The following is a 24887-nucleotide window of genomic DNA, read 5'->3' as shown; positions in this document are numbered from 1 at the left end:
CATAATTGACTCTTATCAAATCTGCAGCACTAATTTCGTCAAATCGATTCAAAAGGTGAAGTGAAAAACGTTTAGCCCTACACTAAACGTTTTTCACAAGAATTAATATTTAACACAGATCGTGGAAACCTCACTGTAGAAATCAAGGCTAAACATACCACCTTGACGCCCAATTCCACTTTGCTTCTCTCCGCCATATGGTGTTCTTGGATCTCGAAGGAACCATGTGTTTACCCAAGTCGTACCTGCTTCAATTTGATGCGCCACGCGTAATCCACGGCTGCTATCCTTCGTCCAAACGGAAGCGCTTAAGCCATAATGCGTGTCATTTGCATACTGAATTACCTCTTCTTCTGTATCAAATGGTTGTACGGTAACGACTGGACCAAAAATTTCCTCATTAGTCACCCGGCAACTTTTATCTAATCCACTAATAATGGTAGGTTCCACATAATACCCCTTACCTTGACCTTCCGCACGTTTTCCACCCGTTTCTATGGTGCCACCTTCCGCTCTGGCTAGTTCAATATATTCAAGTACTCGTTCATAATGCTGTTTACTAATTAATGCACCAATGTTTGTGTTTGGTTGCATTGGGTCTCCCACAATTTGCTCTTTCGTGCGGGCAACGAATCTTTGCATGAACTCTTCATAAATGGACCGTTGCACATAAATACGTGAACCACATAAGCATACGGCACCTTGATTAATAAAACTACTTCTCAACGTCGTATCTATTACCGTATCCAGATCGCAATCTTCAAAAATAATGTTAGGATTTTTACCACCGAGTTCAAAAGAGAATCTTTTTAAACTTTCCGCCCCTGCCTTCATAATACTTTTTCCAGTTGAAGTCTCCCCCGTAAAAGCAATGGCTCTAATATCCGGGTGCGCAGACAACGCCTCACCAACAACTCTCCCATTGCCATTTACAACATTGATGACACCATCCGGAAGGCCAGCTTCCTTACAAATCTGCCCAAGCAATGTTGCTGTCATTGGTGTCCAACGGGCAGGCTTCAATACAACGGTATTCCCCATTGCAAGACAAGGAGCTAGTTTAGCGCATAGTAGCAAGAGTGGAAGGTTCCAAGGATTAATCATGCCGACGACCCCAAGTGGACGACGAACTACAATATTCACTGCCCCAACTTCCATAGGATAGGCATCCGTACCCATTGTTGATATAAAATTAGCATAAAAATGAAAGCTTCCCGCAGCGCGTGGAATGTCAACATTCGTAGACAACCATAAAGGCTTTCCTGTATCCATGGTTTCTAACATGGCTAGTTGTTCTTTTTTCTCTAGGAGCAGATCCCCTATTTTTCGTAAAATCGCTGCTCTCTCACTTACTTTGGAATTCTTCCATCCATTGTTAAACGCATTTTTCGCTGCCTCAACTGCTAAATCAACTTCTTCTTGGCTACCCTCTGCAACTCTGCCAATAACTTCTTCTGTAGCAGGATTGATATTCTCGAACGATTTCTCACTTTGAATGGGGATATACGTTCCGCCGATAAAGTGCTGACAATCAAACCCTTTAGAAATTTCCACCATGGTTAGTCCTCCTTGAATATATTAAAATTTTTATTAGAGATATTTCATTTCCATAGCTTAATTCGAATTTTGATCTATATTATTTGTTAAATGAACTTTAGGGTCTTTTGACAGTAAAGCTCTTACAATAAGATAGATTATCCCTAATGCCATCCATGAAACTCCGACTATTTTACCGATTGTTGATAGACCGAATAAAATATAGAGGCAGACTACGATCCCGATAAATGGAACAATCAAATGCTTGAAAATATTTCTTTCCTTATTTCGAATGTAATAATGGCTAATGACCGACAAGTTGACGCAAGCAAATCCGAATAACCCACCGAATGAGATCAGGTCTGATAAGATTGGCAAGCTTACTAACAGAGCTCCTGCGATCGCCATAGCTGACATTAACAAGAGATTATGGACAGGAGTCTTAAACTTGGGATGAATATAACCAAAAAACTTATTAGGAATAACATTATCCCGCCCCATCCCGTACAACATGCGGCTCGCTGATATTTGGCTGGCCAAACCAGCGGCCACATTCGATACAATAATCATTACGGCAATGAACGTCTGAACAAAAGGATGGGACACGGTTTCAAGAATGGCATAGAACGCTGTATCCGGATTATCGATCGCCGTGTAATGACCTATCACGACCATGCCTAAATAGGTTATGGTTACGAAAAAAATCGTCTGAATGATACAGGTAATGAACAGAGCCGTACCAATCTTTTTGCCACTTTCACGCGTTTCTTCCGCCAGTGTTGTAATCGCATCGAATCCCAAATAGGCAACAATAACAATAGCAGATCCACTGATGAGTGCACTGAACGAAAATGTGTCCGGATTATACAAAACATTCATATCAACAAGCTGCAGGCTACCTGTAGTAATATATTGTATAGCCGAGACAACAAAGGTAATGACAACGACGATCAATAGTATGGCTAACCCAAAATTTACTTTCGCTGCAATTTCAATACCCAGAATATTAATAACCTTGACCGGTATAGCAAATATAAGTACCCAAGCCCAAATCGGAATACCAGGGACAAGCTCGTGCGCATAACTGGCACTAATGAGGTATGTCAGCATAGGAAGGAATAAATAGTCTAGCAAAATCCCCCATCCAGCCATAAACCCAAAACGAGGATGAAGTGCACGTTTGGCGTATGTATACGTAGATCCAGCAACAGGAAATGCTCTTACCATTTTGCCAAAACTGTAGGCCGTGAAGAGCATAGCTACAAAACCGATCACATATGCCATAACAGAGTGTCCATTAGAAACTTTCGTAATAATTCCGAACATAGCCATCGCTGCTACAGGATTCATAAATATTAGACCAAAAATGACAAGATCCCATATTCTTAATGATCTTTTTAATCCATTTGTACCTTGGTTATCTTGGATTGTTGCATCCATATGGTTCGCCATTTCATTACGCCTCCGGTTCATATAAGAAGTTAGGAAATCGCTTTCAATTTATCACTTCATTAATTAGCCCATCTTATGAATGACCCGGAAGTTATTGAATTTCCAATTCAGCGTAATTTCAAGTATGTTATAGTAGCCACCCACCTCTAAAAAAGATGGGCAGCTTGAACCCTTTCTACCTCCCTAATCCTTGTTCGAAATTAAGCAATACTTTGTCAATAATCTCGATAATCTTGGCAATCTCTTCTTGATTAATGACTAGTGGAGGAGCAAAAGCTAGCATATCGGAACCTTCATACGTTACACCCCGACAAATTAATCCATTGTTAAGAAGCTCTGCAGCGAGTCCTGGGGCAATAGGGCTCTCGAATCGTTCATTCGTTGTTTTATCTTTATAAAGTTCAATAGCTCCCATTAGTCCTATTCCTCTGACTTCACCCACGATCGCATGTTCTTTCTGCAGCCATTGGAATCCTCTTAATAGTTCTTCACCCATCATTCTTGCATTCTCTACTAGATTTTCCTGTTCTATAATCTCAAGATTTTTTAGACCAACGGCACAAGACGTAGGATGACCGCTGTACGTATATCCATGGAAGAAGATTCCGTTGGATAATTCCTTTAAATCGCTGTGAATTTGTTCGGAGATAATTAAACCTCCTAATGGGATATATGCACTTGTCACACCCTTAGCAAAACAAATAATATCAGGAGTTACACCAAAATGCTCAATCCCAAAATTTTTCCCAGTTCTTCCGAAACCGGTAATGACTTCATCTGCGATAAACAAGATATTATGCTTGTCACAGATTTCCCTGACTTGTGTAAAGTAATTGTCTGGTGGAAGGATGACTCCTCCTGTACCTTGAATAGGTTCAGAAATAAATGCGGCAATGGTGTCTGGTCCTTCCGTTTCAATCAATTCAAGCAAAGCTTCTATCGAAAAATTGTCCACCTGAAAAAAATCTGGTAGTGGCGAATTTGTAAATGTTCTAAACGCTGCAAGGCCAGTTGCACTAGTCGATCCCATGGCTACACCATGATAAGATCTTCGGCGAGAAATAATTTTCTTCTTCTCAGGCTGACCTTTTAACATCCAATAATATCGAACTAATTTGAAAGCGGTGTCATTTGATTCCGATCCACCAGAAGTGAAAAATACAGTATTTAAAGACTCGGGTGCTAATTCAGCAATTTTAGCAGAAAGTAAGATTGCCGGTTCATGACTAAACGTAGAAAAGCATGAACTAAATGCAAGCTTCTCCATTTGATCCATAGCCGCCTGACCCAGCTCAGTGCGTCCATATCCGACATTGACATTCCACAAACTAGAGAAACCATCAAGGTAAGACTTCCCTTTTATATCTTTTACATAGATCCCTTTTCCTTCCGTAAAAATCAAGGCAGGGCCCTTCTCTTGTTGTTGTTTAATTGAGGAAGTCGGATGTAAAAAGTGTTTTTTATCTAGCTCAACTAGTTCTTGATATCTACTCTCTGAATATCCCGTTATTGATTCTTTTTCTTGTGCCATTTTTAATTCCTCCTTTTAATTAGTTGCATGTTATCCAATAGGAAACTTGGAAGCTTACTTATTATTTTAGAGAAAACTGTACATGGTGTCTGACCCATATCGGATTTTCATTCGCAATATCGGAAATAATTGTAAGTTGAAAATTTCAAAACCGCTGCAATGTTCCGTGCCGTTTGCTTCATATTGATAGAAGCATGCTCAAATGCTTCCGGAAGGGTGACGACACCAGGAACAATGCTAAATAAGGCGTCTATTCCGTGGCGAAGGACGATGTCACTGTCTGGAGAAATGCTGCCAGCAAGGGCGAACACAGGAATTCCATACTTTTTGGAAGCCCTGGCAACTCCGATAGGCGTTTTGCCATAAATCGTCTGGGCGTCGATTCGCCCTTCCCCTGTAATGACCAAATCTGCCTCCTTCACGATGTTGTCGAAATGAACGGTTTCTAATACAATATCGACGCCAGGCTTTAGATCCGCAGAAAGAAACGCCATCAATGCGGCTCCCATGCCGCCTGCTGCTCCTGCTCCAGGTATATCCCTGACTGATTTTTGTAATGTGCTTTCATATATCTCTGCAAAATGGGCCAGGTTATGTTCAAGCTGGTTCACCATTTCAGGGGTAGCGCCCTTTTGCGGTCCATAAACTGCCGATGCACCCGTCAAACCTGTTAATGGATTATTTACATCACATGCAACCTCTATCTGTATATTTCTCAGTCTGGGATCTACATTTTTCAGATCAATAGAGGCTAGTTCTGCTAATGCCCCGCCACCGTGACCGATTTCGGCCCCATATCTATCTAGCAGCTTCCCGCCAAGCGCTTGAATCATTCCTGCTCCGCCATCGTTTGTCGCACTCCCGCCTAATCCGATAATGAGACGGGAGACTCCTAAATCTAAGGCAGCAAGGATTAATTCACCAGTTCCTCTTGTTGTTGTGACTAGCGGATTTCTATAGTCAGCTGGGACAAGATGTATACCAGATGCCGCAGCCATTTCAATGACAACCGTAGTGCCATCGCCAAGCCATCCGAAGAACGCTTTAACTGGCTCGCCCAACGGACCTGTAACTATTGTTTCAATTATGGAACCATTCGTAGCGGCAACAAGCGATTCAACGGTACCCTCGCCGCCATCGGCCATCGGGAGTTTGACATAGTCAGCATTAGGAAATATTTGCCGAAAGCCTTGTTCAATCGCATTAGCTGCTTCTAGAGCGGTTAAGCTTTCTTTAAAAGAGTCGGGTGCTATCACTATTTTCATGGTATTTGACTCCCTTCATCCACATGAGAAAAAGAAGTGACTACGATCCATCACTTCCTTAATTCTTATCATACGTGTGTTAAGTATCTTTCTTTCATTTGACAGACCGTTTCATCGCCTGGCTGATTCCAAATTTGTTCATTAAAGATTTCCACTTCAATTGGCCCGTTATAGCCGGTTTTCTCTACAGCCTGGCGAATTCGGCTTATTTCGATGACACCGTCTCCCATCATTCCGCGACCCTTTAACATATCTGGCACGGGGATAATCCAATCGCATACATGAAAACCTAGTATTCTTCCTGTGGCTCGATGGATTTGGTTATACAAATCAGGATCCCACCACACATGGAAGACATCGACGACAATGCCTACCTGGTTAGGTTGGTAGGCTTCAGCCAAGGTATTGGCCAAGTCCAATGTGACAACAACCGAACGATCAGCAGCATACATCGGGTGCAATGGCTCAATCCCTAATTTCACCCCATAAGATTTCGCAAACGGGACTAATTGCGCAATCCCGTCGGCGACCATTTGCCTGGCGGATTGGATATCCCGATCAGGCAAGGAGCCGCAAACCATAACCAGCACATCCGTTCCTAGTTCTGCAGCTTCTTCTACTGCCCTTTTATTATCATCAATCCTTTTTTGTCTCTCGGAGGCCGTTACAGCCGGGAACATGCCTCCTCTGCACAAGCTTGAAACCTTGAGCCCAGCATCCTTTATTAGACGCTTACTCGTGCTTAAGCCCAATTCCTCCACTTTATGGCGCCACGGGGCAATCCACGGAACTTCTGCACGTGCACAGCCCTCAATCGCTTCGCGAAGGCTCCACTGTTCCGTTGTCATTTGGTTTAGGCTCAATCGTTTAAAGTCTTCCACTTTATAAGTCCTCCTGACGAATACCCGCTAAGTTTAATACCTGCTTCATTCTTTCAGCAGCAAGCTCCGGGTCCAATAGAAGCCCAGCTTGATCAGCCAGTGCAAATAACTCAGAAAGGTGGACAATGGATCGTGCACTTTCAGCCCCGCCAATCATGCGGAAGTGCGATTGATGCCCATTCAGGTAGGCCATAAAGACAATTCCGGTTTTATAGGAATAGGTTGGCGTTTGGAAGATATGACGTGACAAAGGAACCGTTTTTTCTAATAAATCATAGTATGTGTCGTAATCCTTCTTATCCAAAGCATGAAGAGCCACCGCAGCTGCTGGTGCTATCGCATCAAATATTCCTAATAGCGCATGACTGTAACCCTTTTCATCCCCTTTGATTAATTCCGGATAGTTAAAATCATCTCCGGTGTACATGTTAACCCCGGGAGGAAGAAGCCTGCGCATCTCAATTTCACGGGATGCATCGAGTAAAGATATTTTGATTCCATCGACTTTTTCTTTATTGTCCCAAATGACATTCAGGCAAACTTCCATCGCATTATCCAGGTTTTTGTAGCCCCAATAGCCTTCTAGGGCTGGATCAAACATGTCGCCTAACCAATGTAGAATAACGGGCTTAGACACCTGTCTGAGTATATTGGCATACAACTTTTCATAATCCTCTGGTCCTTGCGCACAATGAGCTAACGCCCGGCTCGCCATTAAAATGATTGGTGAGTTGTTCTTTTCTACGAATTCACATTGCTCCTCATAAGCAGCTTGTACGTCCGCAAGTGTGACGGACGATCGGGGGAGGAGATGATCTGTACCCGCCCCGCAGGCAATTCGTCCTCCCACGGCACGAGCTTCAGCAGATGACCGCTCAATTAGCTCCTTAGCCTTATCCCAATGGAGAGCCATCCCACGCTGGGCTGTATCCATCGCTTCTGCTACCGAAAGGCCAAGTGACCAAAGATAACGCCTGTAGGCGAGCGTATCATTCCAATCAATGTTGGCATTTAAAATAGGGTCCCTATTAGCCAGTGGATCGCAAACGACATGCGCTGCTGAAAAAGCCACTCTACTTTTAAATTGACCCTCCGGGATCGTAAAAGCACCCGCTTTTCCTACAGCATGTTGATAGGTTCCGCCATTCTTACTTGGCAGTGTACACAGTTTCCCCATCCTGTTTCACCCCCAAACTTAATTCCGGGACATCAATCCAACGGCGTTCTGCCCACGATTGAATGCCTAAGTCAGCCAATTGCGTGCCTTTAGCTCCCTCTAACAAGCTCCATGCAAATGGCTCATCCGCTGCAACATGCTTTAGGAATAACTCCCATTGTATTTTGAAACCGTTATCAAAGATTTGATTATCCGGAACGTTCACCCATTGTTCACTAAAATTAAATGGATTCTCGATATCAGGATTCCAAACGGGTTTTGGCGTATTCACGCGATGCTGCACCTTGCAATCCCTTAAACCAGCAACCGCGCTTCCTTCCGTACCATCTACTTGAATGGTCAACAGATCTTCGCGATTTACTCTCACTGCCCAAGATGAATTTACTTGCGCAATGATGCCGCCTTCAAGCTCAAAAGTCGCATAAGCTGCATCATCAGCCGTGCACGCATAGGGAGTTCCCTTTTCATCAATTCGTTGTGGAATATGAGTCACGCCTAAGCAGGAAACCGACTTAACATGTCCAAACAAGTTATCCAAGACGTATCGCCAATGGGCAAACATATCGACAATCATTCCGCCGCCGTCTTCTTTCCGATAGTTCCAGGAAGGCCGCTGCCCTTCTTGCCAGTCACCCTCAAATACCCAGTACCCGAACTCCATGCGAACGGATAACATTTCCCCGAAGAATCCTGAGTCCACCAATCTCTTTAACTTTAGCAGTCCTGGCAAAAATAGTTTGTCTTGAACAACCCCATTTTTCACTCCTGCCTGAGTGGCCAATTCCGCCAACTCTAATGATTCTTTCGTGCTTGTAGCCGTTGGTTTTTCACAGTAAATGTGCTTTCCTGCTTTGATAGCTTTTCTAATTGCTTCTACGCGTCGAACCGTTGTTTGCGAATCGAAATAAATAATATTATACGGATCTGCGAGACACTCATCCACGTTAGTGCTCCAACGGTCAATCTTGTGCTTTTCCGCTAAGGCTTGGAGCTTATTGGCATCTCTTCCTACCAAGATTGGATCTGGCATGATAATATCTCCATTTGCCAGGGGCACTCCGCCTTGTTCACGAATGGCTATAATCGATCTAATTAAGTGCTGACGAGTCCCCATCCTGCCGGTTACACCATTCATAATAATCCCAACTTGTTTTACTGTCATCGTAGTTTTCCTCCTTGATTTGGGCTTATAGACTAAGCTAATTAACAGATTTGCTCCTTTTCATTTTAAGAAAATGAGCAATAATAATCTCATCCAAATCGGAAACAAGTTTGCAATATCGGAGAAAATCAACGATCTGATGTCTTGCCTGATATACGGTATCTATTCGGAGAAATCCCGACTAACTTTCTAAATGTCCGGTAAAACGTCGATAACGTTTCATATCCAACCTCGAAGCAAATCGTTACAATATCTATATCCGTTTGCGATAGCACTTCTTTTGCTTTATTGATTCTAATTTGTTGTAGGTATTGCAGAGGAGTATCATTGAATTTTCGTTTAAAAATGTCATTCATATACCTCGTAGAAACACCGAAAAATGCAGAAAGGCTTTCTGCTGTTATGTTTTCAAAATAATGGAGTTCAATATATTCTTTCATTTGAATTGAGCGAAAATCATTGGCATCCTGGATATGAACGGAATCTTGCTGTCTCAATAAGAGAATAATAATCTCAAGCAGATAAACCGGCATAGCTAACTTGCCCAATACATCATCGTTTTTTTGTTGGTACATCATCTTTCTAAATAGTGGTCGAATTTGACTGGCTGTAAATAAATCAAGCTCAACATGCACAGAATGATGCTGAATGAAAGTAAGAAGTTGAGCCGGATTAATCATTTTCAATGCTGGAATTGAAAAAGCTAAAACAAGAACGGTCAGTTTGCTCTTCGCTTTAATCGAATGCATGCAGTTCGGCGTGATAATGACAATCTTATCTTTAGAAAAATCAGAATCCTTTCCATCAAGACGGATTTCCCCTTCCCCTTCCAGAGCGTAAAGAACTTGGAAATGATCATGATAATGATCAGAAACCAACTCTCCTTTGTGGTGGTTGCTTTCATATAAGGAAATTCCAGTATCCGGGAACGGAATGTGATTGAATAACCCCTTATCCAATTTGAGTCACCTCTTTTCAGATCAAGCTAAATGTAAAAACAAGATCCACGAAACGATCATCCCCAACGAAAAGGGGGAGCGATACACTCCCCCCCCTTTCCAAGAATATAGTTATCTCTCTAACGCCTGCATTTGAGCGCCAAATTCTTGAGGCGTTACTTTGCTTGCCAAAAGCTTCGCCACAAGGTTCATATGCGTTTCCCCTTGCTTGCCTCCCAGGTACAAATCATACAGAGGTACAACACCGGTGGATTTATTGAAAGCCGCTAGAACATCTTTCAATACAGGATCGATTTTGGACTCGTCGACCTTCGTTTTCCACGTAGGCAATCCAGCCCCCACCTTGTAACCTTCGCTTGAGAGATTTTCAGTCAAATACTTCAAGAATTGAACAGCTTGTTCCGGATACTTGGTTTTGGAGCTTACCATGAACGTGTCGAGCACGCCGCCAACCCATTCATTTTCATTTCCTGCGGCTCCTTCGATGACAGGGAATTTCATAACCTTCACTTTGGCTTTAACATCCGGAGCAGTATCCAAAGTTTTGGCGAACCAGCTGCCATTGTAGTACATCGGTATTTTACCTGCGAGGAACACGGCCTCCGACTCATCCCTAGATAAACCCATGTAGCCTTTCATAAAAGCATCCGCTTTCGCTAATTCCTGAAGCTTTCCTGCCGCTTTCGTAAATGCAGCATCTTCAAAGGATGCTTTGCCTCTCAAAGCATCGTTATTCAGCTTTGTTCCGCCTTCACGCAGTGCCAAGATGTTATGGTAAAACTCGCTCGTCCAGAGATCCTTGCCGCCTACCGCCATCGGATCGATTCCTTTGGCACGGAACGCTTTGACAGCCTCAAGGAGCTCGGTATAGGTTGTCGGTACTTTAATATTGTTCTTGTCGAACAATTCTTGGTTAACGAAAAAAGTTCCGAGCCACATGGTATACGGCAGGCCATAAACTTTACTGTTATATGTTAAATTGTCTAGCGAGCCGGCTGTAAGCTTTTCTTTTGTTCCATCTTTCAAGTATTCGTCCAGAGCTAGAACCTTTCCGCCATCTACAAATGGCTTCGAGAAGCCGGCGCCATAGCTAAAGAAAACATCCGGAAGTCCATCAGCCGCTGCTGCAGTTTGTACTTTTGTTTTATAGGCGTCGTTCTCAGCGGATTCTACGTCCACTTGAATATCAGGATGGTCTTTGTTCCATTTGGCTACTAACTCATCCCGTATGGGTTTGAAATCTCCGGAAGGCCAAATGGTCCAGAGCTTCAGGTTTACTTTTTTGACAGGTGCTGAAGACTGACCGGCGCTTTCAGCCTTGTTGCCAACGCCGTTATTTGCCTCTTTATTGCCGCTTGAGCATGCAGTTGCAGAAAACGTCAGGAGTGATGCCAATGCCAGGACTATAATTTTTTTCATATTGCAGATTCCCCCTTAGATTAACTTGCACCTTAATATTCGCCTTCGCAGTCAGGCGTAGTTGCTGGGCTGCGTCTTGCTCTGCATTGCAACTCCGAAGTCGGTGTAGATTCGACTGGTCAAGTCGATGCCCCATCCGCTCGCGATGTGATGCGCAAGGATCTGGAAAGGTACGATGAGCGTTAGAGGAGCTTGCTATTCGTCCAAAGTGCCGATCGTCGACGTGCTCTGGCAAGAATGGAAATGTCATTTTAAAATCATATATCGCATCGATAATTTTCTGTTGAGCGATTGCTTAATTCTTCGTATCGCTAGACTTCTCCCTCCGCAGTGGCCTCCCCTAACAGAATGCTTGTATCTCCCAGATCGACCGCAATCACCAATCTTGAAAACTGATTTGTTATGGAATACATCCTCAGCATTTTTGATAACGTTACCATTTAAAAATTTATTGACCGGTCACAAAGAAGCTTACCAGTCAAATGTAATCGCTGTCAATACCATATTTATTGATTAGTGGAAAATATATAGCGGTATTTAATAGAACTCATTTATATTCAAATTTATTGGTATCGTTATCAAAAACCTATTGCGCAGCTTGATTACGTGCGCTAAAATCTAACTAGTGGCAAGATTTGTAAATGAATGTATTCGTTCTGAAGAGTACGATTACTATTGAAATCGCCTTAAAAAGTGGTGTGTCCGTATCACGCATGCAGAACAATAGCCCCTCCGTTTAGAGATTATCTACATACTCAAGTTGAATCAACTGAGTGAGTCGTATGCCTTAGTAGGGCATGTGCGGTTATATAAGGGTGTGCCTTGAGAGTGGTTCCCCTACTTTATTAAGTATTAAAGCGCGATGTCTTCGATAACCTCGTGTACCATGTACTTTCGATACAGCCTCATTTTCGTGCAGACCAAGGAAATGAAGCGTATCAAGAAGTGTCATTCCCTTTCAATATTCACAAACACTCTCAATGAAATACTGTTAGTAGCTTTAGGTGACGAGTAGACAGAAAAGAGAGAAGTGACAGCCCGTGCATCAACAATATCAATTAACGGTTGAAGAAGTGTTGAAACGCCCTTCCTTTGGGCATGCCTACATCGCGGCTGGCAGGGTGGGCTTAGGACAGTTGGTACGGTGGGTTCACATCATTGAAGTAATACAGTTTGAACAACTACTCCAAGGAGGCGAGATGATTCTAACCACAGGGGCAGCGTTCAAACAGGATACGAATTCGTTCATGATCTATTTGGAGCAGTTAATCCATCGCAGCGTGTCCTGTTTGTGTTTGGAAATGGGGCACTATATCAGCTCTGTTCCCCAAGCATGGATTGATGCGGCAGAGGCACGGGGTTTCCCATTGATTATTTTCCGAGAAGCGGTGCGATTCATTGATATTACGCAAGATATTCATGCTCATATTATTAATCAGCATCATATCGCTCTTCAGGATTTGGAGAAAATATCTCGTGAATTTCATCGCATGACACTGACCTCCCAGGGCGTTTCACATGTGCTTGCGCTTTTGCAAAGGAGTACGCGTGCGCAAGTTATTTATGTGCCCGTCGATGGTCAACCTAAGTTCACGCCTCCTGTAGGAAAGAAGGAGTCCGCACAATGGCTGTCTTTTCTTTCGAATCGAAGCGCAGAAAGTGGGAATGAGAGTTCGGGAGCTGTACCTTCTGTTGAAGTTTTTGGTGGCCTGACAGTGATTGTCCAGCCCGTAGGAGCTATGGGCAAAACCTGGGCTAACCTTTTACTCGTGCTTGATCGGAAGCCGATGGAATATGAGTTTTTAATTCTAGATTCCGCTTCTCTCTCTATTGCACAGGACTTGCTCCGGAAACGCTACATGGAAGAGCGAAAATTATATTCGCAGACGCTGTGGGTCGATGATCTTCTTCAGATGCGCATTCACGATGCAGAGCAGATCAAGGCGCTGATCGGGGCTGAATATAAGCGGTTAAGTGTACTGCCTTATCAGGTGATATTGATTGAATTCGAAGAGGAGCATGAGGAAGGTCTATCTGTTGAAGAAGACGGGATAGAGTCTGCTGGATTGCATTTGTCGCTTGCTGTGAGATCCATTTTTGAGAGACAGCTATTTCATCCCATCATCACGCTGAAACACAACAGACTTGTCGTCATGGCGTTCGATAAGGCGCAAAAGAAGCAAACGAAGGAGCGGCTGCAGCACGTTTTTTCGTCCCTCCAGGATATGAAGGCTGACGAGAGCATACAGTTGAAAATTGGGGTCGGGCAGCCTAATCACAACTTACTGCATGCCCACAAGAGCTATCAGGAGGCGCTGCAAGCACTGTCACTGGCGGTTTTGCAACAGAAGAAAGTCATGTTTCACGATGAGTTAGGGGTATTTGAGCTTTTTTTTCATATGGCGGATAAAGGGATTCTGGAGTCATTTGTGCGAACGTATCTCGGGCCGATTATCGACCATGATGTGCTGAAAGGCAGTGAACTTCTGCGTACCCTTAAGATCTATCTAGACCATGATGGCTCGAAGCAGATTGCTGCGCAGCAGCTTTTTATCGTAAGGCAATCGCTTTATTATCGACTTGATAAAATCGAAGAACTGCTTGGCGCTGACTATATACTTCCTGAGAAAAGATTAGCGCTGCAAGTAGGAATCCGGGCGTACCTACTGCTATATCCGGAGAAGATACTATGAAAAGAATTCACTCTACTTTTTGACAAAATGTCTAATGGAACGGCCATGAATCTCTCTTATACTTGGAAACAAGCAGAGAGCGATCCTTAGTTAAAGGGATCCTCAAGAGAGGTTGATGTAGCATGCTTATTGGTGTTCCTAAGGAAATTAAAAATAATGAATTTCGCGTTGGTATGACACCGAGCTCGATACTTTCATACAAAAAAGCAGGACATGATGTTCGAATCGAAACATTAGCAGGTCATAGCATTGGATTTACAGATGAGGATTACACGAATGCGGGGGCGACAATTGTTGCTACCGCTGCTGAAGCATGGGCCTCGGACATGGTAGTGAAAGTGAAAGAGCCGCTTCCTGAAGAATATGGATATTTTCATAAAGGGATGATTTTATACACCTATCTGCATTTGGCACCAGAGGCTGAATTAACGCATGCGCTGATTAGCAAAAAGGTAACTGCGATCGCATATGAAACCATCCAACTTGATAATGGCAGCTTACCTTTGCTAACGCCAATGAGTGAAGTGGCTGGACGCATGTCCGTACAGATCGGTGCTCACTTTCTAGAGAAAGCCCATGGCGGCAAAGGGATTCTGCTTGGCGGTGTACCAGGCGTAGAGCCAGGTAGAGTAACTGTTATCGGCGGTGGAATTGTCGGTGCAAATGCAGCGAAAATGGCCATTGGCCTCGGAGCCGAAGTGACAATTGTTGATTTGAACGCAGATCGGCTTCGTCAGCTTGATGACCAGTTCCACGGACGTGTAAAAACAATCATGTCCAACCCCTATAACATTGCAGAAGCAGTGCGCCACGCTGATTTAGTTATTGGTGCAGTGCTCATTCCAGGGGCACGCGCTCCTCGGCTTGTGACCGAGGATATGGTGAGAACGATGAGCCCTGGTAGCGTTATCATTGATGTTGCGATTGACCAGGGCGGATCGATCGCAACCATCGACCGCATTACAACGCATGATCAACCAACCTACGTGAAGCACGGCGTCATCCATTATGCAGTTGCTAACATGCCAGGAGCTGTGGCACGCACTTCCACGCTAGCGTTGACGAACGTCACTACAACCTATGGTTTGCAAATCGCCAGCAAAGGCTTCGCACGTGCAGCGCTTGAGAACATAGCAATTGCAAAAGGTATTAACGTGGCGCTCGGCCATGTTACGTATCAAGCAGTTGCTGAGGCACATGGCTTCGAGCATACGGATATTTTTGCGCTTCTTCAATAAAATGTTAATAAATGGGAACTTCTGCACTTCTGCGGAAGTTCTTTTTTTGATGCCGCTGCTAGGGAAGTGGGAGTCTCAGTCCCCACCACGTCACAAAGCGCTACAACAAAGCTCCTAATATCCTAAAAATGGAGTTCTCAGAATCCCTTTCATCCCAACTCACGGTATATCCATTCAAGTAAATTCGCAAAGTATCAACTTTATGTACCTAAACTTCATCTAGGATAGTTTAGTTCAATCTTAACGGAGTACGGACAATTCTATCTTGAGATCAGTGTAAATTAATGGGGTTTTCACGATTCAGCTTACCAAATCCCACTTAAAAACATCACATCATCGGATGTTAAGTGTGAGGATTGACATAGGAGGTTCTCGCCCAAGACAGCCTCACCGATAGTGTCAGGCAGGCGAATTCGCTCCCCTTGCCATTCTTGTTGAAACCATTGATTGGACAGTCCGATATCCTTAGAATCTAACCTTACTTGCCAATCCCCTGCTAGATCCACGAACTCAGACTTTCTGTTATGTATTTAATTTGGAGGACGTAAGAATGGAGAGGCAAATTTCCCGCTATGCTTGAGTGATTCTGAGACAATATTTTAACACCACTTTATCACCAAAATGTAATCTAAAAATCATGTCGGATGACAAGAAAATGATGTTAACTCTATCTAAGACTTTTGTAAGCTCTATTTCATCGAGGTGTAAAGGTTTCTTAAGGACTGCTCATCATAAAAAAGATGCTGGCGCTTGAACCATCAGCGCAGCATCCTTTGCACAGCAAGTGAACTACCCTTTCACACTTCCCGCAGTAACTCCCTCAATAATTTGTTTTTGCAATAGGCCATAAAAGAGCATAACCGGCACAACGCAGAATACAATCCCCGCGGACATCTGCGCGTAGTTGGACAGCTTCGCGTCCCGGAACTGAACCATTCCTACAGGCAACGTACGCAGCGCATCGTTCGATAAGAAGTAATTTGCAAGTAAAAATTCATTCCAGTTGCCGAGAAACGATATGATAAATACAGTAACGATAGCGGGACCTATGAGCGGCATTATGATTCGGACAAAAATGCCTTTGGCACTTAAGCCATCAATGACAGACGCCTCTTCTACCTCTGCAGGCAAGGAGCGCATGAATGCCGCAATGATAATCGCAGAAATCGGAATTGCATTAGCAACATAAGGAATGATGAGAGCCAAATGGGTATTCAGCACCCCAATTTTTTGAAGCAAGAGGTAGATCGGCAGCATCAAGGAAGTGTTCGGAATGAGCATACCTAGCAATAAGATACTGAAAATAATTGCACTTATCTTCTTATACCTCATACGCGTAACGGCGAAAGCCACCATCGATGAAATCACAATCGTCAGCGTTGAGGACAGCACCGAAATATATAAACTATTAAAGAAATAAACATTAATCTTCGCATTTACCCAAGCATCCACATAATTTTCCCACTTCAGTTGCTTCGGTAAACCGAACGGATTTAATGCAATTTCCGCATTGTTCAATTTCAACGAGGAGAAAATCACGAAAAGAAATGGAAACAAAATGATGAGCAAATACGCCATCAAAAATATGTGATTTCCGCTTTTTTTCAGCGCTCTCATCATTAGTAATCAACCCTTTCAGCACGTCTAGCAAATAAGACTTGATAGATGACAGTAATCGCCATCGTGAAAATAAAGATCAAGAAGGATAAGGCGTTGCCATAACCATATTTGAAGTTCGTGATCGCATATTTGATCATATAGGTTGCCATGACATCGGTCGAACCTGCTGGCCCACCCTTCGTCATTACGATAATAATGTCCGCCGCCTTCATGGAACCGGCCACGGATAACATAATGACAACGCTGATAACTGGAACGATCAGCGGCATCGTAATTGTTCTCACACGTTGAAAACCTGTTGCACCATCGATCTCTGCCGCCTCGTCCAACTCTTTCGGAATCGTGAGAATGGCTGCAAGAATCGTAATAATGTAGAACCCAGACCACTGCCAGCAGTTGGTAATCAGAATCGACAGCATCGCCGTCTTCGAGCTGCCTAGCCAATCGATCGGCGCTCCTCCGAAGAACACAATTATTTTATTAAGCAGACCTACATCATAGTTATAGATGAATCCCCATAATATGCCGATGACGGCTGTCGACATCACAGTGGGCATGAATATCGCCGTTTTATACAAGCCTTGAAGCTTCTTTACATTCGCAATCATAAGTGAAGCAACGATCGTGATCGGTACTTGGATAAAGACAGAGAATAGAATGAAATAACCGTTATTTTTAACGGAGTTCCAGAAGACCGGATCTGTCAGCGCTTTCGTATAGTTTTGGAAGCCAATGTATTTCGCATGTTCAGATATCCCGTTCCAGTTCGTAAAGCTGTAATAGAGCGAACTAATGAGAGGATAAATGAAGAACATAATCAATAAGACAAGCGCAGGAACAATGAAAAATAAATAGGTTATCGGACTTTTTAATGTCTTGTTCATAGAAGCCACACCACCTTACCAGTTTCTTCATCTAACAACTTGTGTGGCGTCACCTTCTCTTCGATCAGGGACGCCACACAAGTCACATTACACAGATATTATTTTGCGTCGGCATTCGCTTCGTCTTGAACTTTTTGAATGGACGCAGCAGCAGCCTCAGGTGTTGTCTTATTATCAATCAGCTTTTGAATTTGAGTGCCGATTTCCGTCGTTACATCCGCAGACACTAAGGCATCAAAAGCCGAATAGGAAGAAGTAGAATGCAGCAGTACCGACATGATCTCCAGCAACAATGGATCTTTTACGCTTGCTTTGACTTTTGCTTCATCAAGTTTCATGCAAGGCAGTGAGCCCATTTGAACGAGAAATTGCATCTGCATGTCTTCGGTATAGAAATTTTTAATGAATGATTTCACCGCAGCCATTTTTTGCGGATCCTTGGCAACATCTGCTGAGAAGGCATAACCGTTGTTCATATCCTGCATTAACGATGTCTGGTCTCCCACGCCTTTCGACATCGAAGGGAAGTTGAAGAAGCCCACTTTGGAAGCCATCCCAACACCCGCTCCGCCTTCTTGGAATAATGAAGCTGCCCAGCTTCCGTCAAACATCATCACAGACTCGCCATTTATGAATTGTGTATTGTAATCTGCATACTCAAGTCCCAATTGGGCTTTTTTGAAGTATCCTTGATTTACCCAATCCTTATGAACTCGGAATGCCTCAGTAACTGCAGGATCTGTCCACTTTGCTTTACCAGTCGAGAACTTCGAAGTTACATCCGGACCGGCTAGTCGTGACCAGATTTGGTTCGTCAACATCAATGGAATCCATGCGCTCTTCGAAGCGCCAGAGAATGGAATCTTTCCATCTGCTTTAATTTTCTCCATCAGCGTTATAAGTTCGTCATATGTTTGAGGTACCTTCAAGCCTTTCGCTTCAAAATAAGCTTTATTGTAATACACGCCTTCTGCCCCGGCAGCCATTGGCAAACCATAGACTTTGCCATCCAGCGTCCATGCTTCTAGGTTCGTGAATTTATCCTTAATCCCGAGTTCTGTCAGGATCGGCGTAATATCCAATACCTTGCCTTCCTTCGCAAACATTTTCACATCCGGGCTTCCGAATGCATCGAATATCTCCGGCACTCTCCCCGATGCCATTTCTCCCCTAATTTTATCTTTACGATTGACCTCTCCATCGACGCCATCCAATTTAACCTTTAAGCCAGGCACTTCTTTTTCCATCTTTTTGATGGCTTGCATGGTAATATCTAATGTCTTTTGTCTTCTTTCTCCAATAAGCGCATGACGGAATGTAATCTCAACCGGCTTCCCGGCTTGGGATTCGGATGCCTCTTTGCTTGCTGCGGGAGAAGCAGCATCCCCTGGGTTAGAACTGCACCCTGTTAATGCAACGGATGATACCAACATCAAGGACATTACTGAGAATAACATTTTCTTCATTTACATGACCTCCATTAATTTGATATTCGATTAAACCTAATCTCCCGGCTTTGCCTTGCTCTTCCTTGCAACTCCAAAACCGGTATCTACTGCGTACAGATCCGCAAGCAGGGACATCCATTTACCGGCAAGTCCAACCCACACTTCCTTATAGGTGGCATTGTTGAATTGCGGCCAGTAAGGCACATCCTCATTGCCGAAGGTTTGTACACCAACTGGGATCTCACCGGTCATTTCACCGCTAAGCACCGAATATTGCTGCGCATATCGGTACCCTTCGCCATACATCAGAGATTGGCCGAAAGGGTTCTTTCCAACGATCCACTGCAACTGCCCCTCTGCAATATTCAACAACGTGTTATCGTTTAGATAGCGACCGACGATCGATGCCGCTTTGCCGGTGGACAGTAGAATCGCGTTATTGCCTTTAAAGGAGAACCACACCGGGAACCGGCGCAAGTACACCTCATCGGATAACTGGACACCTTCCTTCAATTGCAGCTTGTAATCTTCATGCGCTTGTTCATCAACAAGCAAGTGTTGATATCCGAAGCTCTTCTCATCCAAATGCTCATCCGCCAAATAGAGTCCGCTTGATATCATCGGATACGGAGCCGTATAGGCACTTAAATGCTTTAGGTACTCTCCATACGCTTGAATCGATACGAGCCAGCTATTCGCTTCAGCATGCAGAGGCTGTGTCTCATGAACAGCGACGAGCGCCTGCAAGTACAGATGTTCACGTGCCTGATGATTGAAGTGTTGAATGACTTTTTTCGCTGGATTGCGGTAGAAAAATCCTCGAATTGCCGTGTCGTCATGCAATCTAATGCCATCTAACTCCTGTGACTGCTGCACATAACGGATAAATTCAGCCGCTTTCTCGGCATAGAATGCATCTTGAGTCTCCTTATACAGCATGGAAGCCGCCCAAGATGCCGTAGCCATATACAAGCTCTCTGAGGTTTGATAGGTATGCTCCCAGAATATCGGTTTTTGGTCGAAGCCGACTTCCTCGTACACATCGAGCGCATATTGGAAATCCTCCTTCGCTATGTCTAACAAGTGCCAAGACAAGGCTTCATTCGGTAGACGGGAGTGAACACTTGCTTCAATCCCCGCGCAATAGAAATTTTCATATGCTTGATTGTGTACACGCGCTGCACAATCATCCAAATTGCCGATCCGTCCGTCCGTCCAACGCGTGATCCCGGCGCTTGTCGCACGATAGCCGTCGCCGAACCGCATCTTCAGTATGAAATCCAGGCCCCATTCCCCTTCTTCTATTAATCGTAGATACAAATCTTCGTCCAGCGGCTTCATCTGCTCTGCTAACTCGAACAATGCCTGAGTCACTTCTGCGGTCTGAATCATTTGTTGGGATACATCCCCCGCATCATGCCATCCGCCATGAAACGCAAGCTTAGTTCCGTTATGCTGCGCGATAACATCTCCATGGCAAGTACCATGTATGCCAGGAACCGGATAGCCGCAGCGTTCACAGAACACGAAGTTCAACGACTTCCAGATCGAAGCTTGCCATACATCCGCTGACGTCCCGATTGTAAACGGCTGTGAAACCGAATCTCCTGCCTGGATCAAATAGCGACCTTCATCTGTCACTGGCGTGAAATCCATCCATTGAAACTGCCCAATGCCCGTTTCCACCAGTTCAATTCTTCCTGAAAATACAATTTCATCTTTTGTCTCACGGACAATGTGGAACTGTTCAGCGTCCAAATGCTGTGCTAGAGCCGTCTTGACACTTCCTGCTCGGTATCCAGAGTGAGAGAATACAATTTCACGCGGACTTGGCGCCCACCCCTTCGTAACTTCCTGTTGATCGACCAGCTCCAATTGAATCGATCGAACGTTGAGTTTCATCCAATCTCCCGTCGCATGTGTCTTCCCGTTCAAGAAGTATCCGATTTCAATCTCAGTAATCACATCACGCGGCAGATCCGCAATGTTCAAGTACACGGTGTTCCATGCTGTGTCCGATACGTTAATCCCATGTACCCCTTCTCGGAAATACAGATCGGGAATTGGGATAACTCCCTCATTACGGAATTTGATCATAATGTACGTATTCGGCGTGCCTTGAAAATCCGCTTTTAATTCGATTGCGAGCCGATTGAAGCGCTCCCAATTCTGGCCATCAATTTTATGCGTCAACCATGCCTCTCCAAAATTGGTATAATCCCCGTCTTCAGGAGCGCCTTCCGGCCAATGCGGCATCACCGTCGGTGATATGATCATTAACGATTGATCCCGATCTACCTTCATTTCACCTACACCCTTGAACGTCCATGCATCCACGCTTGTCTCTCCAGCACGATATATCATTTGAGAATCAAGGACTTGCAGCCTCTTCTGAGCTTCTTCTAACGAATGCTCCGTATATCGAGGCAATGGGCGATGAATGTAACCCGACTGTTTAATATCTTGAAGTAATTGCTTGTACATGTATGTCTCTTCTCCTCTTGCTCTAGGTAATCTTCTCGCAAGCCCTGTCCATGCAGCACCTACGAGCCCCCGCCTCCTTGTTTTCCACTTTGGTATGAACACATATGTACATCGTTTAACACCATGTCACTCTGCTTACTAACCGTCAAACAGCCAAGCTATTGAAGCTGTCCAGCGCTCTGCTCTTCAGGATCAGTGTAGCTGCAAGTGATCTCTCGAAGTACTCATATTCGGCTAAAATAGCGCACAATGAATCATTTCCCTATCCTACAACTGCTTGTTGAACAAAAGATTTATCATAGCTATTTTCTCCATTCCGCTCTTGATAGCTAACAAGCTATTCGATATATATTAAGTGTGTATCGATACACACTTAATATATCAGCCGTTTTGTATGCCGTCAATATCATTATTGAATTATCTTCAAGATTACTTTCTTCAAATTCCCTTTATTTATAGCATATTTTAGACAAAACAAAACAAACCGAACAAGCGACTGGATTAAACCAGACCTCGTTCGGCTATGTAGAAAATGATGTGTTGCGTTACACATCCTATTGCTTTTCAACTATTCATTCATCGCAATCTTGCTTGACAGCTATCCCTGACGATCAGCTTCGCTTTCAACACAACCTTCTCCTTAGGCAGCTCTGGGTCGTTGATGATCGCAATAAGCCGCTTGATCCCGGTATAGCCGAGATTGTACAGCGGCTGACGCATCGTCGTAATCGGCTTGCAGCCGCTATTGTAGTCCGACGGCGTCTCGTCGTCGAAGCCGACGACCGATACGTCTTCCGGCACACGGATGCCCGCCTCTTCCATCGCTTGAATCGCCCCGAATGCAGAGATGTCGCTCGCGAAGAAGATCGCCTCCGGCATTTCCCCGCCTCCGTCGATCAACTTCTTCATCTCACGATAGCCCGCGTCGTAATACGCGCGGCCGCTGCGAAAGTTCGACTCCTGCGACGGCTGCTCCTCAGCTAACTCGAACGTCGGATACAGAATAAGGTCGCTCTGCACCGGAATCTGGTTATCCTGCAGCGCGAGAATATATCCATTCATCCGCTCGAGCGTAATTTTCAAATTCATATTGCCCGCCATATGCGCAATGCGACGATGACCCTGCTTAATCAACAGTTCTGTCGCCTGGTAGGCGCCCTCCACGTTATCGATTATCACCTTGTCGACGTCGACGTTGTCCACGTCATTCTCGATTAGTAGAAACGGAAAGGTCGAATCCGACAACTCGCGGATTAATGTATCGTCGGTCGTCAAGCTGCCATAAATAATGATGCCGTCTACGCGTCCCTGCGTCAGGTAGTTAATATGCCGCTTCTTCTTCTGCAAGTTGCCCTTGGAGGAGCAAAATAGCAAGTTGTATTCGTTCTCTTTGTCGAAGTCTTCCGCTCCCTGCTCAAGTCCCGATATGAGGCGAGCGACGAACGGAGCTCCGATATTGTCAAGTACAATGCCTATGCTATGTGTCTTCTGAAGGACAAGCGAGCGTGCGATTCCATTAGGCCGATAATTCAGTTCCTTAATAGCCAACTGAATCTTCACTTTCGAATCGGGACTCACACCCGTCCGCCCATTCAGAAACCGAGAGACTAGTGTAGTGGATAGCCCCGCACGTTCCGCCACATCCTTAATCGTTGCCATTCATTCACACCCCTACTGTCATAATAATCGCTTTGAAATCGGGTAAACTACTAGATGTAACCCTTTCAGCGATTGATCTCCTTTTTGGTGTCGGAACCTTAGGATATCATGATTTCACTAGATTGGGTTATTTTTCTATGAGAACTTCCCATTGTCCAGTATATCTTAAAACTGAATCATTTCTAACTTGAATCAATTTCATAATCAAAAGCCTTACCACGATTGAGTTTTTAAGATGCGAAAAAAGGGGTACCTCCCCAAATCTCGAAGTGTTTGGTTACCTTACCTACACCGAGAAGATAGGATGAACTCCCGATGTATAGTATTCGCCAAGAAGTGCTATTCTCCCTGCACGAATTATTAGAAATGTCACCCAAAGATACCTACAGCCTGGCGTTTGAAACATTCGACATTTCACCCTTCTTGAAGATAGTATCCAAAAAGAGCTTAAATGTAAAACCGACGCAGCTAAATTTTGGCGCCTACTGTATTGCTGTACTTTTCCGTTCCTTTGTAGTCACCTGCATCACCGTTGTACGTAATGGAGGAATCTCTGTCATCAATCCAATTCTTATTTATTTCCATTCTAACCGCCTCCGTACCGTTTGATTCAGCCCTTATTCGGTTATTGGAGCCAGACATGATGGCTGAGGCGTAGTTGATATATTCCTTCTGGCGGCGGGATAAGCGGACTATAAGCCCTTCCGATCCCAGCTCAATTGATCGACCGAACCTGATTCATCATAGATAACACCGGTCTCTTTCGCCTCCGCTATCGGATTGGTAATACTATACCCAGTAGTAACAAGTCCTGCGCCATCTATACTCACCGTGAAGTTGGCCCCTATGGTGCCATATGCGCCGGGGATGCCAATACTGAAGTTGGAGCCGGAAACTGTGATGTTCGAAGCGTCATCTGTTACACTGGGGGCTGGTCCCTGAACAGCTGGGAACGTTTTAATCCGCGTCTCTACTGAAAGGTTGTATTCATCAAACAGTTTCGAAGACTTAACCGCTTTAATATTTAGAATATCGCCATTCTGCCAGTTTCGTGCCGGTATGACGAGTGTACCAGTGCCATGCGGCGCTATGTTCAGGTTGGTTATACTGCATGAGCCATCCCCCGACTCAGTGTAATTAAAGGAATGCTTTTTAATTGTTTCAATCGTTTCTAATGTAGGACTGCTTCCATCCGTATTCGCTGAAATTAGAAAATCCCGAAAAGCCGTATCTCCTTCCAGTCCAATAGCCATATGTTCTTTTGAAGCAGCAATAATTGAAATTGGATCTAACGGGTATTTCTGTTTGAGCGCTACTTCGTATGTTGAATATTACAATTTATGCCAAAAAAAAGTATCAGAATAATTCGCAAGTGCGAAGTATGTAGCGGCTATGAAAGCTAGCGTGTTACGTTTTTGATATTTTGGGTACACCAGAAATCCTCCCTCAGTCGGCAGACGCCTCCGATGTCGCATTCCG

General features: G+C 44.3%; 17 protein-coding genes and 1 pseudogene. 2 read left to right on the top strand and 16 right to left on the bottom strand.

Annotated features, from left to right (window positions below):
* Positions 1-102 precede the first annotated feature (102 nt).
* The 10 genes and pseudogenes from A8709_RS32840 to A8709_RS35365 all read right to left on the bottom strand — a co-directional run.
* Positions 103-1557 carry an aldehyde dehydrogenase gene (locus A8709_RS32840; RefSeq protein WP_065859253.1) on the bottom strand — a complete coding sequence of 485 codons (1455 nt, stop codon included), beginning with the start codon at positions 1555-1557 and terminating at the stop codon, positions 103-105.
* Positions 1558-1614: 57 nt separating this feature from the next.
* Entirely contained in the window at positions 1615-2988 is a 1374-nt protein-coding gene (locus A8709_RS32835) for an APC family permease (protein WP_065859251.1), read from the bottom strand.
* 175 nt (positions 2989-3163) lie between these two features.
* A complete protein-coding gene (locus A8709_RS32830; protein ID WP_065859248.1) occupies positions 3164-4519 on the bottom strand; it encodes an aminotransferase family protein in 1356 nt (451 codons plus the stop codon).
* 107 nt (positions 4520-4626) lie between these two features.
* Positions 4627-5784, bottom strand: a complete 1158-nt coding sequence (locus A8709_RS32825) for a glycerate kinase (protein WP_065859246.1) — start codon at positions 5782-5784, stop codon at positions 4627-4629.
* Between the two features lie 68 nt (positions 5785-5852).
* A complete protein-coding gene (locus A8709_RS32820) occupies positions 5853-6632 on the bottom strand; it encodes a sugar phosphate isomerase/epimerase family protein (protein ID WP_208607787.1) in 780 nt (259 codons plus the stop codon).
* 34 nt (positions 6633-6666) lie between these two features.
* Positions 6667-7842 carry a dihydrodipicolinate synthase family protein gene (locus A8709_RS32815; protein ID WP_065859243.1) on the bottom strand — a complete coding sequence of 392 codons (1176 nt, stop codon included), beginning with the start codon at positions 7840-7842 and terminating at the stop codon, positions 6667-6669.
* Positions 7814-9004 (bottom strand): Gfo/Idh/MocA family protein, encoded by a 1191-nt coding sequence (locus tag A8709_RS32810; RefSeq protein WP_065859241.1) that lies wholly within the window; start codon positions 9002-9004, stop codon positions 7814-7816. The genes A8709_RS32815 and A8709_RS32810 overlap by 29 nt, the downstream gene beginning before the upstream one ends.
* Positions 9005-9132: 128 nt before the next feature.
* Positions 9133-9963, bottom strand: a complete 831-nt coding sequence (locus A8709_RS32805) for a helix-turn-helix domain-containing protein (protein WP_065859239.1) — start codon at positions 9961-9963, stop codon at positions 9133-9135.
* A 111-nt stretch (positions 9964-10074) separates the two neighbouring features.
* Positions 10075-11382 carry an extracellular solute-binding protein gene (locus A8709_RS32800; RefSeq protein ID WP_084225711.1) on the bottom strand — a complete coding sequence of 436 codons (1308 nt, stop codon included), beginning with the start codon at positions 11380-11382 and terminating at the stop codon, positions 10075-10077.
* 51 nt (positions 11383-11433) lie between these two features.
* Positions 11434-11577: pseudogene (locus A8709_RS35365) on the bottom strand (sugar isomerase); the annotation flags it as partial.
* 845 nt (positions 11578-12422) lie between these two features.
* Here A8709_RS35365 and A8709_RS32795 point away from each other — a divergent pair.
* Positions 12423-14075: a PucR family transcriptional regulator gene (locus A8709_RS32795; protein ID WP_065859235.1), complete on the top strand. Its 1653-nt coding sequence runs from the start codon at positions 12423-12425 to the stop codon at positions 14073-14075.
* Positions 14076-14197: 122 nt separating this feature from the next.
* Positions 14198-15313, top strand: coding sequence for an alanine dehydrogenase (ald, locus tag A8709_RS32790; protein WP_065859233.1), 1116 nt, complete (start codon positions 14198-14200; stop codon positions 15311-15313).
* A gap of 789 nt (positions 15314-16102) precedes the next feature.
* Here the strand turns inward: ald and A8709_RS32785 are convergent.
* The 6 genes from A8709_RS32785 to A8709_RS32760 form a co-directional block, all read right to left on the bottom strand.
* Positions 16103-16930 carry a carbohydrate ABC transporter permease gene (locus A8709_RS32785; RefSeq protein ID WP_065859383.1) on the bottom strand — a complete coding sequence of 276 codons (828 nt, stop codon included), beginning with the start codon at positions 16928-16930 and terminating at the stop codon, positions 16103-16105.
* Between the two features lie 2 nt (positions 16931-16932).
* Positions 16933-17817 carry a carbohydrate ABC transporter permease gene (locus A8709_RS32780; RefSeq protein WP_065859231.1) on the bottom strand — a complete coding sequence of 295 codons (885 nt, stop codon included), beginning with the start codon at positions 17815-17817 and terminating at the stop codon, positions 16933-16935.
* 98 nt (positions 17818-17915) lie between these two features.
* Positions 17916-19283, bottom strand: a complete 1368-nt coding sequence (locus A8709_RS32775; RefSeq protein WP_065859229.1) for an ABC transporter substrate-binding protein — start codon at positions 19281-19283, stop codon at positions 17916-17918.
* A 36-nt stretch (positions 19284-19319) separates the two neighbouring features.
* The gene (locus tag A8709_RS32770; protein ID WP_065859227.1) at positions 19320-21749 is read right to left on the bottom strand and encodes a glycoside hydrolase family 9 protein; all 2430 of its coding nucleotides are present in this window, start codon (positions 21747-21749) and stop codon (positions 19320-19322) included.
* A 576-nt stretch (positions 21750-22325) separates the two neighbouring features.
* Positions 22326-23408 carry a LacI family DNA-binding transcriptional regulator gene (locus tag A8709_RS32765; protein WP_065859225.1) on the bottom strand — a complete coding sequence of 361 codons (1083 nt, stop codon included), beginning with the start codon at positions 23406-23408 and terminating at the stop codon, positions 22326-22328.
* A gap of 692 nt (positions 23409-24100) precedes the next feature.
* On the bottom strand, positions 24101-24661 hold the full coding sequence (locus A8709_RS32760; protein ID WP_065859223.1) for a hypothetical protein: 561 nt from the start codon (positions 24659-24661) through the stop codon (positions 24101-24103).
* Positions 24662-24887 lie beyond the last annotated feature (226 nt).

The organism is Paenibacillus pectinilyticus (assembly GCF_001700435.1).
In the GTDB taxonomy this organism is placed as follows: domain Bacteria; phylum Bacillota; class Bacilli; order Paenibacillales; family NBRC-103111; genus Paenibacillus_E; species Paenibacillus_E pectinilyticus.
This window is presented reverse-complemented; position numbering and strand designations above follow the sequence as displayed.